Genomic DNA, 16,456 nt, shown 5'->3' with positions numbered 1-16,456 from the left:
TGATAATCAGTCCTCTTTTTAATATCTATAAGTAACATGTCCGCCGTGGTGTGCTTCTCCTATAAATTTCGTTCTGTCTTCCCTTCTCAGCCAAGCTTCACGGAACAAAAAAGCCACTCCAAGAAGTGGCTAAGTTCACGAATTAAGCTATTATCTTTTCTAACTCTTCTATAGAGCCCGCAAATTCTTCTATTTTTTTCAAGTCGTTGACAAATAATTCTTTACCCTCATCACTAAATATATTTCTCGAAGATACTCTTTCATCTTTAGATTCTAAATATTCAATCATATGCTTCAACGTACCATCATGATTGCTTTCACTGTTAGAATCATATAATAGAATAATATGATCTGAATTATCGAAATTATCAGTAATAAAATTCATTCTTTCTAACCAATCATAAGCTGTTGACAATTTATCTGGAGTAGCGTGAATCAAGTTAACGTTATTTTTTAATAAATAGCCAAAATCTATAGTGTAAGTTTTCGACAAATTCTTAATCGGTTTGATTCGAATATTACTTTTCACTATTTTTTCAAGTTTCTTTCGTCCCTGAATAATAGAAGCAGCTTTTCTCTTAACAATCATAGAATTACTACCATATTCCTCATTTAGAAAGTTCTCTCCAATATAAGTATTATTCAATTGCTCTATAAACGATTCAACACTTGAGACTTTAGCATACTTTGGATTTGATAAATTGAATCCAGTTGGAAGTTCAAAAGATTTTACAATTGATATAAAATCAGGAGAAACAGGGCTTACTGAAAACGACAAATCGTTATTATTGATTGAATCAAATAGATATTTTAAATAGGAAAGACCACTTTTATAAACCAACCTATCATGTTTGTTAATTACAATTGATTTCAATTTACTATTATTTTCAGATAGAAAATTCACATAGAATTCTCCCTTATCGGGTACATTGACAAGTAAGCCAACATTAAGTTGTTCCCCACGAATCACATTAGAATAGTAGTTAATTATACTGTACCAGAGGACTCTCCTTTTGTTGTCCATTGTAACACACCTCCTGTATGGTTGGTAAAAGCATCTCGAAGTGCCAGTTGATCTATTATATGCCTGACTAACAGCTTTTGTCTACTCAGGAAATTTAGATAATCATTTTTTTGTGAATCTCCTAAAGATACCCATTCTTCCGGAATGTCTTTTAACATTTCTACAATCTCATAATCATTTATATTTTCTATATCATATATTATATCTTTAAAAGGGTTACTTTCAAAGTGGATATTTTGTTCCAAACCAGAAAAAATAGGACCTAAGTTGAGCTGATTTTGACCAGTATCTAATAGTAATTTTAAATGGAATGGAATAAAATTATTAGGATCGTTATTAGAACTAAGAAGTTTTTTTTTCTCAATTAATTGATTCTTGTAAAAAGGACCAAAAAAAGCATGCCCATGATCAATCGCATATATGTGGCGCTCCTCATTTTCATTTTTTGCTACCAAAATATTCCCTTCATTTCCATATCTATCATAATTAGATATTAACATATCAAAAGTAATAATTCTGGGGATTGCTATCTCATTCTTAATATTTTTAAAAAACTTATTCCATGAATACATTATTCTTGGTTGTCCGTTTTGCTTTGCTAATACAAAGTTTTTTAATAGATTGTTCTCGACGTTTGGGATTATTTTAGTAGCAAAGTAGCAGCCTTCTTTTATCTTATGCTGAAATCTCAATTCAGGATTATTGTCTAAAAAGTCTTTATCTATCTGAAGCACTACAAATTCTGGAGTAGGTATATCTAGTTTAAGTGCTAAAAAACTACATAATAATTCTTGAAAGAAACAAGCATCTAAAACTGTAGCGTGCTCTTCACTATATTGATTTTTCATGATAAATTGCTCGTTATTTGCATATATAACTACCGGGCAACTGCTTCCGAGTTCAGGATTAGCACTTTGAATGTATGCTTCGGCAGGAAATTTACTAATATCCACAATACAAGCTCCTTTCCTTTAACTAACTGCTTGTACATTAATTAAAACAGATGACTAAACAAATTTCAACTACAAGTTTGATTATTCCTGCTTTTAGATATTATTCAAAGTTCCTATATATTATATCAAAAATAATAATAATATCCTCTCAAAATTTTCCCAAAAAGCTTTCACTCTATGTATTCCTTGCCTCAAAAGAAGCAGGGTTTCTTATTATCCTTTTAGCAAATGCTCCCTATTCCAACCACTAAGTCATTCCTTCATGCTGTCACTTTTCTTGTTGTCTCTATTAATATTTAGAAATTTTGATATATATATAAATCGTCTCATGAATTAATTAACAACATTTATTCATGTATTACAGACTAAATATAACATTTGAGCTTGACTTAATTTGATACTTCAATTACTATAAAACGACATAGTGTGTGATTTATTTTATATCAAGGAGGACTTATTAAAAAGTTATTAATAACAATGTTTGTTGCTATGCTATTACTATTTGCTTTTCCAGTAAAAGGGGAAGCATATGCATTATGGAACTATTGGTTAGGGGGATCCAATAAAATTTTAAGGTATAATCAGCCAGGCACTAAACATAGTTTACAAGTTGCTCATGCTGATATTCACTGGAACAATCAAGCTCCAGGAACTATTCAACGAATGGATAATGCCGCTAATGTAAGACTTTATGATGTTAATAAGGGCGCTAATAAAGTTGGAGGGGTTACATCAGCAACTAGTAGAACGATAGAATTTAACGATTATTATATGATTCGAAGTAATCACCCTTATACAGAGGAATTTAGCTTTATGATTGCGACTCATGAGTTTGGGCATGCGCTAGGAATTTGGCATTCAAGTGGTCCTAAAAATGTTATGTATGGCAGTTTTGGATCTGGTATAGTGAATAATGTACCAACCGCGGACGATAAAGCAGGCTTAATTGCTTCTAAAAAAAGATGGTAGAGGTGAAATAATGAGAATAACTAAATTAAATTCATTTATAATTTTAAGTTTAGTTGTCTTCTCTCTTTCTGCATGTGGAAATGAGAAAAAAGAAGGAGCTCCAACAACGGATGAAAGTACGACAACTGACACTTCAGAGAAAAAAGATATTTTGGCATCTCTGGGATTGGAAAACCAAAATGATGTAAACACTCGAGACGAATCACTTTCAATCAGTGTTCTAGAAAGTTCTTATATGGGAGCACCTACTTATGAAGGAAAAGTTTTAGAAGCTGACAATGTTTTTGTTGCAACAGTAGAAAATATGGAAACAGTTTATCCTGATCCACTATACGATGAAAAAGGTGAACTAATTGCCAGTACACCGAAAACTATTTTTGAACTGAAAGTGCTAGAAAATCTGAGAGGAGAACTTCCAATAAACGAAACGATTAAAGCATCTAGAGATTTCTTCGGATTTGGTGATGGACCAGAAAAAGGTAAATTTATCACACTCATTGAAGATGATATCATTCCTGAAAATGGAAAAACCTATGTTTTTCTTACTTTTGTTTTGGATGGAGAACTTGCTATCTTGCCAGGAGGAGAAACTCCTAGTAATCTACCACTTGAAAATGCACCTATGGATTTAGATACTCAGTCAGAAGAAGTGATTCAAGAAATCGTTGACTCTTCATCAAAAATCCATGAAGTTGAAGAACAAATTGAAAACGAAGAAGCTGTTTTAGCTGAAATAGGAGACACACTCCTAAGCAAACCAGAAATCGAATCACGGATTGCAGGCCAAGGAAATGAACCTGACTTAGACAAGGTTGTAGTGGAATAAAATCTATTTTCCCAAAAATTTTTATAGCGTAAGAAACCCCTATCTCAATATAGGGGGGATAAATCATGGGAAATATATTTATAAAATCGGTCAGAAATCTTAACAGTCACTCACTTGATACTAATTCATTTTCAAAGAAAAGAAAAAAAGAGCTGTACAAACAAACACGTATGTACATTTTTTTACGTGAGCTAACAGAATCTTTAAGCAGCACCTACTTTAAAAAAGACGAGACTCTACAAACACTTCTCCCTTTGACAACAGACGGTGCTAATACTTCCTTTATGAGTCTAGGCATTATAGGTGCCTACCATCCGAAAAGTGAAAAAGCAAAGAAATATGTACGAGAATTCCATGATCTTAGAGGTAATCGTTTATTGATACTTACGAATCAGCGAATCATTTTCATGACAATTATTGAATATTTGGACGAAGAACTATTTTACAGCTATCCCTACGAAGAAATCAAAAAAATAACTTTGAAGAAAAATACTCTTAGTTATTTCGATTGGGGAACGTCTTTTCCACCAAAAAAAACACCCTTACACACCTATTTTTTTGACTTTGAATGTAGTAATCACATTTTTTCAGAACTATTGGATGAAACGGATGCTAAAATATTACTAAATCAATTTGAAAAGACAACTACTTTGCACCCTATTCCAATTGTAGAAAACACTTATAGAAAAAGAAGATTTGATTTTTTTGTAAACAATTTTCAGCTTGGTTACCAGCTGTTACACACTTTATCCATGTTGCCATTCTGATAGTCATTTTCCTAATCCTTGGTATTTTTTTAAACTTTGGTCCTTTTAAGTTTTATTATTTTAAAAATTTTGCGCTAAACACCCTATTTCTTCTTGTCTACTCCTAGTAAATACTTCAACAAAAGAGGCTTTATACTATTTTGTGCTGGCAGAAATTTCAAATGGAGAATCTGCCAGCACTTTTTTGAGTATTGAAACACAAACAAAGAATCACGAATGCTTTTCATTATTCTTCCTCCAATTGTGTGACAAACGGGCCAAACAACAAGAGTAAGGAAAGCAAGCGTTTTGCCTTTGGTTATCGTATTTTTTATCATTTGCGTTCACGTATTTATAGTATTCAAAATCTTATTTTTTCAAAAAAGCACTTGAAACAAAATCAGTTTTTCCTGTTTTGTTCCAAGTGCTACAATTTTATTCAGTTTTTATCCAGTCAACACTCAATGATCTTGAAATACAAAAGAAGTGATCAGGATATTCACCTTTATTTTTCTTTTAAAGTGGCTAGATAATCCAAGGCATCCTGAACTGTTTTCACCGGTACAATTTTCATTTTTGTGTCCAGCTTTTTAGCGGCTGCCACTGCTTCTTCATAGTTTGTCTTTATATCCGGATTCTCTTTTTTAACCTCATCAGATATTTCATCATCAGGAGCAAAGAAGATTTCAGCGCCACTAGCACTAGCAGTAGCAATCTTTTTATCGATACCGCCGATGCGCCCAACTATACCTTCCGAATTAATCGTACCTGTTCCGGCAATCTGGTGTCCTTTTCGTATCCCCTGCTGTGTCAACAGCTCGTAGATTTCTAAAGTAAACATTAGTCCAGCAGATGGTCCTCCGATACTCCCTGCATCAATTTTTACAGGTACTGAAGCATCTATTTCTGTATGATCAATCAAGCTGATGCCGATTCCCGGCTTTTTATCAGTTGAAAGCTCCATTAGCTTTCCTTCTGCTTCTTGTTCTTTCCCGTCATGTAAAAAGCTTACATTCACAGTTTGTCCAACCTTTTGACTCTTAATATACTCAACTAAATCCTCACTGTTTTCAAATGTTTTGCCATCTACACCTGTGACAATATCGCCAATATCAATCTTTCCATAAAAATCCGATTCTTTTTCAATAGTCATAACATATACACCATCAAATTTCAGTTCATACTCTTTCCCTGCTAGACTCAGTGCTTGAGCAACCGCCGCATTTTGAGAAGATTCCATATAGTATTTTTGAATTTGCTGATACTCTTTGCTGGAGCTGGTACCCATCAGTTCTTCTTTACTAATCAGTTCGCTAAAATCGGAAAATTGTGAAAAGAGTGCCGAAACTAAGGTTGCTTTTCTAACACTAACCGTCGTTAGATAAAAACCACCATCCTCCTTGTCCTTCTTTCCATCAACTGTCACAAAATCCTTTAAATTTTCTGTTGAGCCGGGACCTTCGATATAATAAGGAATCGGTACAATTAATATCAAAGCAAGCAGCACTAGAAAAATATACGGAATAAATCGTTTAAATGAAGGTTTTTTCTTCGTATCAGTATCGTTCATCGCTCATCGCTCATTTCTCTATGGATCGGTTGACAGCCTCCGGTAGGTATTCAGAAACATCTCCGCCAAATGTTATAATTTCTTTTAATATACTTGAACTAATATGGGCGTACTTCTCATCGGAAAGTAGAAAAACTGTCTCTATGTCCGTCTGTAAGTGCCTGTTCATCAAAGCAATATTCTTTTCATATTCAAAATCCTGAATATTTCGAATCCCCCGTATTAAAAAACCAGCACCTAACTCTTTAGCTGTTTCAACAGTTAATTTGTTTTCTTGGCGAAAAACGCGAACGTTAGCCAAATGACTTACCGCTTCTTTAATCATTCGTTCCTTTTCTTCCGGACCGAACAGTGATTTCTTTGTTGTATTCGTAAACACACCAATAATAACCTCATCGAAAATCAGTGCAGCACGCTCAACTGTATTTAAGTGTCCCATAGTAAATGGATCAAAGCTCCCTGGAAAAAGTCCGATTTTACTCATCTCTCTCTTCCTTTCTATAGATTGTTATTTTTGTAATACCATAAACAGCTTCTCTGGATTTAAACAAACAATCAATCTGTTCGGGCAGTTCAACGGCTTTATCCGTTTCACATACAGCAATACAATGGTCATTCAACAATTTTTTTTCAGCCATAAACTGCAGCTGTTCTGCAATTTTCTGTTGGGCGTATGGAGGATCCAGCAAAATGATATCGAATTTCCGCTGTTCGCTCTCAAAGGTTTCCAATGCTCTGTCCGCATCCATTTTCATCACAATGTATTTTTCCGGTTCTTTAGTCACAGCGATGTTCTCTTTGATTACCTTGAGGGCTGCAAAATTTTTCTCAATGCAAAATGCTTGAGCAGCTCCTCTCGACACTGCTTCAATGGCCAATCCGCCACTCCCTGAATATAAATCTAAAACAGTCTCTTCATCAAAATAAGGACCAATCATATTAAAGATTGATTCCTTCACCTTATCTGTCGTTGGTCTAGTATTTTCTCCATCCAGCGCTTTCAACCTTCTGCCCCGATATTCTCCTGCAACTACTCGCATTTTTTCTTCCTCTCCTATGCCAGTCTCCTTCTAAAAGGCTACAGGCTCATCCTTTACAAACTATCTTTTCTTGTCAGTTTAGCCTTGATTAATGGAAAAAAGATGAAAAATGTTTGAAGTTCCTACACATTTTTCATCTCTTCAAATTTAAACATTTTCTGCTAAACGAATCTGCGTGTTGATTTCTTCTACTTCGAAGCCTTCTTCTACCTGATAAGCAGCCTTCGTACCAATTTTTTCTGCAAAATTCATTTCTACATCTGGACGATAAGAACGCTCAACCTTGCGGACGAAGTGCAGACTATTTACTTTTTCTTCTGCTGCTTCGATATTTTCTTCATTCAAATAAAGAACGACGTACTTCATCCTGCGTGATACATATTGAACGAATCCATGCCTTCTCAAAGCCTTCAATTGTTTTAGTGAATATACCCAAACAATTAACCCTCTGCGTTTCTGAATTGCCAACTCTTTTTCTTCATTAACTTGCATGACAGCTTCCTCCACATCCATGATTACTACCTTTGGTGAAGAAAGGATTGCCGGCATCAACTTTAATATCATCAGAAATTGTTTTTGCGATTGCCGAGCTAAGACTATCCAGTACTGTCTGAACTTCCGTTTCAGAAAAGCGGAACTCAGCTACTTCTTCACACATATCCAACTGACGTTTTGCCTGACGCAGCGCCCGCTGTTTGCTTCTAAAATCCGGTGCATGTGCACCATAGTTTTCAATTCGCTCAAAATCAGCTCTGGCTGCTAAAAAGCCTGTTAGCTTCTCTTGAACTTCATCAGAGCCGGTCATGTCATTTCTATTTTTTCTATAACTGACCATCATGTCACTATTTAAAACAGACTGTACCAATACCGCAGTCTGGTCTTCTATATCAAAAAGCGATTCATTTACTATCATAATTATCCACTTTCCTCTGTTTCATCAGTATTCTTTTCAATAGTCTGTAATAAGACTAACACATCTTCTTTAGAAAAAGCAATGCCGATGTCTTCATTTTTATCACTGGCAAAACGCAGATAGTATGCACCATCAGAAAACCAAAAAAGTGCAGTGAATGATGGATCATAAACTGGGGTCATGAATGCCCCTGCTGGTTTCTGAATCGTCAAGCTGCTTTTAGCGATCATGGTTTCATACTCTTTTTTTGTAAAAGCAAAAGAAGAAGAAATAGCACCTAAGCTTTCACTTTTTACTTGAGATAGAGCTTCTAGCCGCTCTACTGTTAGTATATCGGCAATATATTCTTCATAAGAAGCATATAAATACTCCGCATTTCGTTCAACTGCAGGATTAATTGCATAAGCAGGTAATTCTTCTTTGATTCTCAGGAAATTAATTGTTCTGGTCATCGTTTTTTGCTTCTCATCAATACTCTCTGCACTGGTTTCCCCAATAGGAATAGCTAAGCTCTGACCATAAGCAAGCTGATAAGGCATAACCGTTAGTAAGTACTCTTTTGACAAATAGACAACCCCTGATAAAACATCTTTTCCATGAGTAAAAAACAGAATGGCGAAAGTATCGTTATCAAAGGCAATCATTGGCCGATAATTCATATCTTCTTCCATTAGTTCTATAGAAAAGGTTTCCTGATTATACTCAATATCAAAATTTGAATAGATAGTTGTCAATTCTGATATATCTGAAAGATTCATTCCCATATCAAATGGTGCTGTATTCTCAGTATCATTAAATGCTTTAACAGCAGCTATTTTACCATTTGAAACGCTGAGCTCCATGTACTCAGAATCTTCTTCACCAAATGTCCACAGTTCATAGCCTAAGCCAGTGTCATACTTAGTCAGCGGCTCACCAAATTCTTTAACAAAATCCGTACTGTTTTTTCCTATGTATAATGAAAAACCGGAAGCCGGCAGTTCTTCGTGAGGCAAAGCCGTATGGGAGACATTTTGTCTCCCATTTTGATTTACAGTGACTTCGGCTTTTTCAGAAGGAAAAAATACAGGTTCTAGATAGCCAATAACAAATACTGAAAAGAGTACTGCGAAAAAAGCTAAATATCGTCTCATTTAATCCTCCTATTATTTAAATCCAAATAACTATCTTTTATTTCTCTGAAAGTTCCATCAGTAAATCACCAGAGCTGATTGCTTCACCTTCGGTAACATAGACATGCTCTACCACGCCATCAAAATGTGCTTCAAGACTTGTCTCCATCTTCATTGCTTCTGTAATCATTAATGGATCGCCTTTTTTAACCTTGTCGCCCTTTTTAACCAATGTCTGTAAAACAGAACCTGACATCGTAGCAGCGACATGACCTTTATTTGTCGGCTCAGCTTTTCTTTTGGTTTGAACATTTGATTTAATGGAGTTGTCTTTAATAACCATTTCTCTTCGCTGTCCATTCAGATTAAAGAACAGCGTACGATTTCCTTCAATATCTGGCTCGCCAATCTCATCCAGACGGATAATCAGGGTCTTGCCGCGTTCAATTTGCACCTCAACTGTTTCTCCAAGACGGATGCCATTGAAGAACGTCGGCGTATCAAGAAGTGTAACATCTCCAAAGGTCTGATAGGAAGTCTGATAATCCAAGAAGACCTGCGGATACATCAAATAGCTTAAAACCTCTTCATGTTTTGGTTCAAATCCAATTTTTTCAGCTAATTCCTGACGAACCTTGTCAAAATCAACTGGTTCTGCCAAACTGCCGGGACGTTCGGTAAAGGCAGGTCTTCCTTTGAGAATCACCCGCTGCAGCTCTTTAGGGAAACCGCCCGCTGGTTGACCCAAGTCTCCTTGGAAGAATGTCACAACGGATTCAGGGAAGCTCAATTCAGCTCCTTTAGCATAAACATCTTCTTCCGTTAAATCGTTTTGAACCATGAATAACGCCATATCTCCTACGACTTTAGAAGAAGGAGTGACTTTTACAATATCACCGAACATCAGATTTACAGTACGGTACATTTTCTTAATTTCATCCCAGCGGTCGCCTAAACCAATTGCTTTCGCCTGCTGCTGTAAATTGGAGTATTGTCCGCCAGGCATTTCATGCATATAGACCTCTGTCTGAGGTGCGTTCAGTCCATTTTCAAATGGTGCATAGTACATCCGGACATCTTCCCAGTAATGGTTAATTTTTTGTGCATTATCCACATCAATATCTGGTGTTCGCGCTCCATTAACCAATGCATAATAGAGACTCGTCATACTTGGCTGACTTGTCGCTCCGCTCATCGCACTTGCTGCTACGTCCACAATATCTACACCAGCCTTAGTTGCTGCTGAGTAAGTAATAATTCCGTTACCGCTGGTATCATGAGTATGAAGATGAATAGGTACATTAACTGTATCCTTCAGCTCACTGATTAACCGATAAGCAGCCTGAGGCTTCAGCAGTCCTGCCATATCTTTGATAGCAATGATATGACTGCCAAGCTGTTCAAGTTCCTTTGCCATATCTTTATAATATTGAACATTGTATTTTGCACGTGACGGATCATTTATATCCCCAGTGTAGCAAATCGCCGCTTCGGCAATTTTCCCGGTATCTCTTACAGCCTGAATACTCTTTTCCATCTGAGGAATCCAGTTCAAACTGTCAAAAATTCTGAACACATCAATTCCCTGACTAGCCGATTCCTTGATAAACTCTGCAATAACATTATCAGGATAGTTCTGATAACCAACAGCATTAGAACCTCTGAACAGCATCTGGAACAAGGTATTCGGCATCAGCTTTCTCAATTTTCTCAAACGCTGCCATGGATTCTCATTCAAGAAACGGTAGGCAACATCGAAGGTTGCTCCGCCCCACATTTCAGCAGAAAACAGCTCTGGCAGCCCTTCACCAGTCAGCTGTGCAATATCTTTAAAATCTTGTGTCCGGACTCTAGTAGCCAATAAACTTTGATGGGCATCTCTGAAGGTAGTATCTGTCAGTAAAACATTCTCCTGATTTTTTACCCACTCTACCACCTGATCCGCACCTTGTTCGTCCAAAATATTCTTCGCAGTTACAAAGTCTTTTTTGATATTCATATCTTCAGGTATTCTAGGGGATTCATAGAATTTTTTAGCTGTTTTTTCTACTCCGGGGAACCCATTAACTGTTACTTCCCCAATGAACTTCATCGTTTTATTACCGCGGTCGCGGACTCTTGGAAACTCAAATAATTCCGGAGTATTATCTATAAATGTTGTATGAGCTTCACCTGATTGAAAAACAGGATGACTAACTACATTTTGCAGGAAAGGAATATTGGTTTTAACTCCTCTGACACGAAACTCCTTCAAACAGCGCTGCATTTTCTGAACAGCCTTCTCAAATGAAATCCCATGTGTACACACTTTAACTAAAAGCGAGTCAAAATAAGGTGTGACTGCATACCCTGAATAAGCATTTCCTACGTCTAAACGAACACCAAAACCACCTGGTGAACGATACGTGTCAATTTTTCCTGTATCAGGCATGAAATTGTTCAAGGGATCTTCAGTTGTAATCCGGCACTGAATCGCAGCACCATTTAAACGCAAATTCTCTTGTTTAGGAATACCAATTTCTGTATGAATATCTAATCCCTGAGCAATTAGCAGCTGTGAAACAACTATATCTATATCAGTAACCATTTCTGTAATCGTATGTTCTACCTGAACCCGGGGATTTACTTCGATAAAGTAAAACTGGTCATTCTCCACCAAAAATTCTACGGTTCCAGCATTTACATAGCCTACATGCTTCATCAGCTGAACAGCAGCGTCACAAATTGCTTTTCGCTGCACATCATCCATAGAAACACATGGCGCTACTTCAACAACTTTTTGGTGACGTCTTTGAACAGAACAATCTCTTTCAAATAAATGGACAACATTCCCGTGATGATCGCCCAAAATTTGAACTTCAATATGCTTTGGATTAGAAATATATTTTTCGACATACACCTCATCAGAACCAAAAGCAGCTTTTGCTTCACTTTTCGCCCGATCATAACCTTCTTTTGCTTCCTTTTCATTATAAGCTACCCGCATGCCGCGGCCTCCGCCGCCTAATGCAGCTTTAATCATGACTGGAAATCCATGTGTTTTCCCAAAATCAATGACTTCATCTACAGTTGCCACAGGTCCATCAGAACCGGGAATAGAGGCGATACCAGCTGCTACGGCAGCTTCCTTCGCTTTAATCTTATCTCCGAAAATATCCAAATGATGGGTTTTCGGTCCAATAAAAATAATTCCCTCTTCTTCACAGCGTTGAGCAAATTCTAAGTTTTCTGATAAAAATCCGTATCCCGGATGAATAGCATCCGCTCCGGATTTCTTAGCAATTTTTAGCAGTCCCTCAATATCCAAATAAGCTTCAATTGGTTTTTTCCCGCGACCAATTAAATACGCCTCATCTGCCTTAAAGCGATGAACAGAATATTCATCCTCTTCAGCATAGACTGCCACCGTCTTGATTTTTAACTCCGTACAGGCTCGAAAAATTCGAATGGCAATTTCTCCACGATTTGCTACTAAAACTTTTTTCATTCTTTCACTCCTACCTTCATCAAAATTTACCTTCAATTATTTATATATCAGTCTCACTTAGACGATATTCTTCAATTAGCTTCTGACGTTTCTCATCTGCACTGATGTTCAGTACAAAGGCAATAGCGATAGAAATAATCAGCAGACTATTTCCTCCATGACTTAGAAACGGGAACGTAATCCCTGTTAATGGAATAACACCAGTGATTCCGCCTAAATTGATAAATACCTGAATCAGCAGCATTGCCCCAATCCCAATACACATCAATGAATTAAACGGTTTTCTGGAACGTACCCCCACCAGAATGATGCGGACAATCATAAAAAATAGAACAGCCAATATCAACATTGAAACAACCAGTCCTAATTCCTCAATCGTAATTGAAAAAATGAAATCAGAATGAGCTTCAGGTAGAAATCCTTTTTTCTGGATACTATTACCCAAGCCTCGGCCAAACCAGCCGCCGTTGCTCATTGCGTAATAAGAATTTACCAGCTGGTGCCCCGTATCTCTTTCATCTTTGAACGGATTCAGGAAAATTTCAAAACGCTGATAAACATATTGATAATTTTTAGGAATAAAGCTTCCCTTGGTAAGCAGCAAAAGCTCAATAATTCCGATACTGCCCAAGATTCCAGCGCCGCCAATGACATAGGTATACATATAATTAATTCCACTGGCTAAAAGCATAACAATTGCCAGTAAGGTTAAGATTGCTGCATTTCCTAAATCGGGCTGAATAACAACAAGTAAAATCAGAAAGCCAATTAACAGCATCGGACGTAGAACAGCTTTTTTAAATTCCTTGTCAATATACTGCTGACGTCGAGCTAAAATGTAGGCCAGATACCAGACAACCATAATTTTCAAGTATTCAGCCGGCTGCATTGAAAAAGGCCCGATTTTGAGCCAGCCACGGGCTCCGTTCAGCGTGACCCCTAGGTTCGTAAAACGAACAGCCAGAAGCAGCACGGAAATAACCGCAATAGCTAACATAATAAAGCCTTTGTTCTGATAAACAGTTGTTTTCATTTTATAAATAAAAAACATTGCTACTAAACTTATAATCCAAAATTGCAGCTGGTTCATCACCAGCCCTGTTGCCGGCAACCCTTTACTCATCTGTTGAGCAGATGTTGAGCTGTAAACCATAATCAGCCCGACACAGCTTAGTATCAGATAAGGAATCAGTATACTGTAATCCAGCAGGTGCCTTTTTTTTATCTTTTTTGGCAAAGTTTAAACCTCCCTGCCAATCTCTTTTTTATCCTGTGTTTCTTCATAAACCTCAGTATATAAACGATTTAATTCTTTTTCTAAATTGCTCAAAAGCTGATTTCCCTCTTTAGAGCTGAGAATGCCTAAACGAATAGCATATGTGATTTGTCGTGAAAAGCCGTACATTTGTGTATCTACTACTTCTTCAAATGCTTTACATTGAGAAATACAAAGGCTGTTCTTTTGATTGCGGATTAGCATCATGATTCTATTAGAATCTTCTTTTAGCAATTCTAGTGCAAATTCTTTAGAAATAGGCTCCATCTGCGTTCAACCTCCTGTCTTAATTATGTCATTATAGCATATTTTCCGGTTTTATTAATAGCGATTTTCTGAAAATCACTACTCTAAGACAAAACTTAATTTTCAAGAATTCTGTGTCAATCAGTCCAGCAAACGGATTCATCCCTTAAATAGCTTAGAACTAGCACTAGTTTAATAGTAACTAAGCGAAATTGTTCAATTAGCATACAAATAGTTGTAATCCTTTAGAAAAATAGCTGCTGCGCCAGAATGCTTCAATCACTATCCAACGATTTAACGCTACATCCGCTGCTGTCTGTTCAGGCTAATTCAAAATTTCTTGTTGTACACGGTCTTTTCTTTATGTCTATTACAGGAAAATATCCTATTCATAGTATCAGAAAACAAAAAAAACTGCTAACATCAACTCATACCATTACTATTCTTTTATTCAGCACTTTGATACTCCTTAAGCGCTTGGATGAATACTTCCCCATATTTATCCAGTTTATTCTGTCCTACACCTTTAACCTGCAAAAATTCAATCGGGTTCTTCGGCAGCTTTTCACAAAATTCCTTCAAGGTACTATCGGAAAAGATTAAGTATGGCGGAACATTTTCCTGTTGAGCTAAATCTGAACGTAAAGCGCGCAAAGCTTCAAACAAGCCATCATCCACAGTCACTGTACGTATCTTCTGATTCTCTTTTCTAAAGACCTGCTTTTCGCCTTTCAAAACCAGAACACCGCTATTGGAAACTGATAACAAAGGGAATTGTCCATCAGAAGGAGTAAGATAGCGCTCTGCTGTTAAATAATCAATCAGCTGACTGATTTCTTTTTGTGTCCGCTCCTTCAGCAAGCCATAGGTCGGCAGCTTTTCAAAGCCCCATTGGTCAATTTTTTGATCCTTCGACCCCGCCAGCACCTTAGCCACCAGCCCTTTGCCAAAGCGCTCGCCCATTCTTTTCACACAGGATAGAACCTTCTGGGTATCCACAGTAATGTCTACCAGTTCCCGCTCATCCAGACAGTTGCTGCATTTCATACAGTCTTCGCCCTTCTCGCCAAAATAGCGCAGAATAAACTTTTGCAGACAAATTTGTGCATTGCCGTATTGAGACATCTCCCTCAACTTCATGTATTCCTTCTGCTTGTACTCAATTGAAGACTCAGATTGATCAATAAAATATTGCTGAATCTGTAAATCCTGCGGCGCATAAAACAGGACTGCATCACTAGGAAGACCATCTCTTCCTGCCCGCCCAGCCTCCTGATAATAGGATTCAATATTTCCCGGAATCTGGGCGTGGATTACAAAGCGGACATTGCTCTTGTTAATTCCCATTCCAAAGGCATTAGTAGCAACCATTACCTGAAGCTCATCGAAGAGAAATTTCTCCTGATTTTCATTGCGCAAAAGCTCATTCATTCCGCCATGATACATTCCTGCAGAAACATGCTTGCTTTTTAGTAAATGATAAATCCGTTCCACTTCTTTCCTCGTACTGGCATAAATAATTCCAGACTGATTTTTGTTCATTTTTAAGTATTCTAAAAGGAAAACATCTTTATTTTGATCCTTAATCACCTGAAAGGACAAATTTTCCCGAGCAAAACCGGTTGAAATCTGATTCTCCTTTGGAATATGCAGCTGCTCAAGAATGTCCTGAGCCACTTGAGGTGTTGCTGTCGCAGTTAGAGCAATAATCGAAGGCTCTTGCTGAAATTGTTGAATTGTTTCCGCCATTTTCAAATAACTGGGACGAAAGTCATGGCCCCACTGGGAGATACAATGGGCTTCATCTACTGCCAGCAAATCGATTTCAACATGAGTCAACAGCTGTTGAAACTCAACTGATTCCAGCCTTTCAGGCGCAACATATAATAGTTTAATTTTTTTATCTACAGCCAGCTGAATTCGCTGATTAATCTCTTGAAAGGATAATGTACTATTTATAAATGCCGCAGGAACTCCCATCAGATTTAAAGCATCCACCTGATCCTTCATTAACGAAATAAGGGGGGAAACAACCAGTGTTAAATTATCCATCAAAAGAGCCGGCAGCTGATAGCAAACTGATTTCCCACCCCCAGTAGGCATGATTCCCAAGACATTTTCTTTATTCAGCACACGATCAATGATTTCTTTTTGTCCTACTCTAAATTCATCGTAGCCAAAAACTTCCTTTAATACATTCAGACTATCCGTCATCTTTTTGTCTCCTATCCGTTTTCACTGTTAGCCATTTTAACATGAGAAGAATACTGTCTTCAAGCAAACATCTAATTAGA

General features: G+C 37.1%; 16 protein-coding genes. 4 read left to right on the top strand and 12 right to left on the bottom strand.

The annotated features are described in order from the left end of the window. Positions 1 to 142: 142 nt before the first annotated feature. Together ACYSNQ_RS03140 and ACYSNQ_RS03135 are read right to left on the bottom strand one after the other, a co-directional pair. Positions 143 to 1,024 carry a hypothetical protein gene (locus ACYSNQ_RS03140; protein WP_426081345.1) on the bottom strand — a complete coding sequence of 294 codons (882 nt, stop codon included), beginning with the start codon at positions 1,022 to 1,024 and terminating at the stop codon, positions 143 to 145. Beyond that, a complete protein-coding gene (locus tag ACYSNQ_RS03135; protein ID WP_426081344.1) occupies positions 988 to 1,977 on the bottom strand; it encodes a HipA family kinase in 990 nt (329 codons plus the stop codon). Before ACYSNQ_RS03135 ends, ACYSNQ_RS03140 begins: the two co-directional genes overlap by 37 nt. Positions 1,978 to 2,454: 477 nt before the next feature. On the opposite strand from ACYSNQ_RS03135, the gene ACYSNQ_RS03130 reads away from it, so the two are divergent. The 4 genes from ACYSNQ_RS03130 (at position 2,455) to ACYSNQ_RS03115 (ending at position 5,051) form a co-directional block, all read left to right on the top strand. Then, on the top strand, positions 2,455 to 2,946 hold the full coding sequence (locus tag ACYSNQ_RS03130; RefSeq protein ID WP_426081343.1) for a matrixin family metalloprotease: 492 nt from the start codon (positions 2,455 to 2,457) through the stop codon (positions 2,944 to 2,946). Positions 2,947 to 2,956: 10 nt separating this feature from the next. Beyond that, on the top strand, positions 2,957 to 3,772 hold the full coding sequence (locus ACYSNQ_RS03125) for a hypothetical protein (RefSeq protein WP_426081342.1): 816 nt from the start codon (positions 2,957 to 2,959) through the stop codon (positions 3,770 to 3,772). Between the two features lie 65 nt (positions 3,773 to 3,837). Beyond that, positions 3,838 to 4,539, top strand: coding sequence for a PH domain-containing protein (locus ACYSNQ_RS03120; protein ID WP_426081341.1), 702 nt, complete (start codon positions 3,838 to 3,840; stop codon positions 4,537 to 4,539). A 191-nt stretch (positions 4,540 to 4,730) separates the two neighbouring features. Beyond that, complete coding sequence (locus ACYSNQ_RS03115; protein ID WP_426081340.1) at positions 4,731 to 5,051, top strand: transposase; 321 nt, start codon at positions 4,731 to 4,733, stop codon at positions 5,049 to 5,051. Here ACYSNQ_RS03115 and ACYSNQ_RS03110 read toward each other — a convergent pair. The 10 genes from ACYSNQ_RS03110 to recQ form a co-directional block, all read right to left on the bottom strand. Continuing rightward, entirely contained in the window at positions 5,024 to 6,088 is a 1,065-nt protein-coding gene (locus tag ACYSNQ_RS03110) for a SepM family pheromone-processing serine protease (protein WP_426081339.1), read from the bottom strand. The two genes, ACYSNQ_RS03115 and ACYSNQ_RS03110, sit on opposite strands and share 28 nt — an antisense overlap. Before the next feature lie 10 nt (positions 6,089 to 6,098). Beyond that, positions 6,099 to 6,572 (bottom strand): pantetheine-phosphate adenylyltransferase, encoded by a 474-nt coding sequence (gene coaD / locus ACYSNQ_RS03105; protein ID WP_426081338.1) that lies wholly within the window; start codon positions 6,570 to 6,572, stop codon positions 6,099 to 6,101. After that, positions 6,565 to 7,128 (bottom strand): 16S rRNA (guanine(966)-N(2))-methyltransferase RsmD, encoded by a 564-nt coding sequence (gene rsmD / locus ACYSNQ_RS03100; RefSeq protein WP_426081337.1) that lies wholly within the window; start codon positions 7,126 to 7,128, stop codon positions 6,565 to 6,567. Before rsmD ends, coaD begins: the two co-directional genes overlap by 8 nt. Before the next feature lie 147 nt (positions 7,129 to 7,275). After that, positions 7,276 to 7,620, bottom strand: a complete 345-nt coding sequence (locus tag ACYSNQ_RS03095) for a YlbG family protein (protein ID WP_426081336.1) — start codon at positions 7,618 to 7,620, stop codon at positions 7,276 to 7,278. Next, entirely contained in the window at positions 7,610 to 8,041 is a 432-nt protein-coding gene (locus tag ACYSNQ_RS03090; RefSeq protein ID WP_426081335.1) for a YlbF/YmcA family competence regulator, read from the bottom strand. Before ACYSNQ_RS03090 ends, ACYSNQ_RS03095 begins: the two co-directional genes overlap by 11 nt. A gap of 2 nt (positions 8,042 to 8,043) precedes the next feature. Then, positions 8,044 to 9,174, bottom strand: coding sequence for a CAP-associated domain-containing protein (locus tag ACYSNQ_RS03085; protein ID WP_426081334.1), 1,131 nt, complete (start codon positions 9,172 to 9,174; stop codon positions 8,044 to 8,046). A gap of 37 nt (positions 9,175 to 9,211) precedes the next feature. Beyond that, a complete protein-coding gene (locus ACYSNQ_RS03080; protein WP_426081333.1) occupies positions 9,212 to 12,640 on the bottom strand; it encodes a pyruvate carboxylase in 3,429 nt (1,142 codons plus the stop codon). Between the two features lie 40 nt (positions 12,641 to 12,680). Beyond that, entirely contained in the window at positions 12,681 to 13,877 is a 1,197-nt protein-coding gene (locus ACYSNQ_RS03075) for an FtsW/RodA/SpoVE family cell cycle protein (protein WP_426081332.1), read from the bottom strand. Between the two features lie 3 nt (positions 13,878 to 13,880). Continuing rightward, a complete protein-coding gene (locus ACYSNQ_RS03070) occupies positions 13,881 to 14,183 on the bottom strand; it encodes an Fpa/YlaN family protein (RefSeq protein WP_426081331.1) in 303 nt (100 codons plus the stop codon). Positions 14,184 to 14,609: 426 nt separating this feature from the next. Then, positions 14,610 to 16,376, bottom strand: a complete 1,767-nt coding sequence (recQ, locus tag ACYSNQ_RS03065) for a DNA helicase RecQ (protein ID WP_426081330.1) — start codon at positions 16,374 to 16,376, stop codon at positions 14,610 to 14,612. Positions 16,377 to 16,456 lie beyond the last annotated feature (80 nt).

This window comes from Enterococcus sp. LJL51 (assembly GCF_054871795.1).
Note: the sequence above shows the minus strand (reverse complement) of the source record. Positions and strands in the feature narration are given on the sequence as shown.

Coding starts and splice junctions, on each gene's coding strand:
- ACYSNQ_RS03120 (WP_426081341.1), top strand. CDS start 3,838: ATGGGAAATATATTTATAAAATCGGTCAGAAATCTTAACAGTCACTCA.
- ACYSNQ_RS03130 (WP_426081343.1), top strand. CDS start 2,455: ATGTTTGTTGCTATGCTATTACTATTTGCTTTTCCAGTAAAAGGGGAA.
- ACYSNQ_RS03125 (WP_426081342.1), top strand. CDS start 2,957: ATGAGAATAACTAAATTAAATTCATTTATAATTTTAAGTTTAGTTGTC.
- ACYSNQ_RS03080 (WP_426081333.1), bottom strand. CDS start 12,640: ATGAAAAAAGTTTTAGTAGCAAATCGTGGAGAAATTGCCATTCGAATT.
- coaD (WP_426081338.1), bottom strand. CDS start 6,572: ATGAGTAAAATCGGACTTTTTCCAGGGAGCTTTGATCCATTTACTATG.
- recQ (WP_426081330.1), bottom strand. CDS start 16,376: ATGACGGATAGTCTGAATGTATTAAAGGAAGTTTTTGGCTACGATGAA.
- ACYSNQ_RS03140 (WP_426081345.1), bottom strand. CDS start 1,024: ATGGACAACAAAAGGAGAGTCCTCTGGTACAGTATAATTAACTACTAT.
- ACYSNQ_RS03070 (WP_426081331.1), bottom strand. CDS start 14,183: ATGGAGCCTATTTCTAAAGAATTTGCACTAGAATTGCTAAAAGAAGAT.
- ACYSNQ_RS03095 (WP_426081336.1), bottom strand. CDS start 7,620: ATGCAAGTTAATGAAGAAAAAGAGTTGGCAATTCAGAAACGCAGAGGG.
- ACYSNQ_RS03085 (WP_426081334.1), bottom strand. CDS start 9,174: ATGAGACGATATTTAGCTTTTTTCGCAGTACTCTTTTCAGTATTTGTT.
- ACYSNQ_RS03110 (WP_426081339.1), bottom strand. CDS start 6,088: ATGAACGATACTGATACGAAGAAAAAACCTTCATTTAAACGATTTATT.
- rsmD (WP_426081337.1), bottom strand. CDS start 7,128: ATGCGAGTAGTTGCAGGAGAATATCGGGGCAGAAGGTTGAAAGCGCTG.
- ACYSNQ_RS03090 (WP_426081335.1), bottom strand. CDS start 8,041: ATGATAGTAAATGAATCGCTTTTTGATATAGAAGACCAGACTGCGGTA.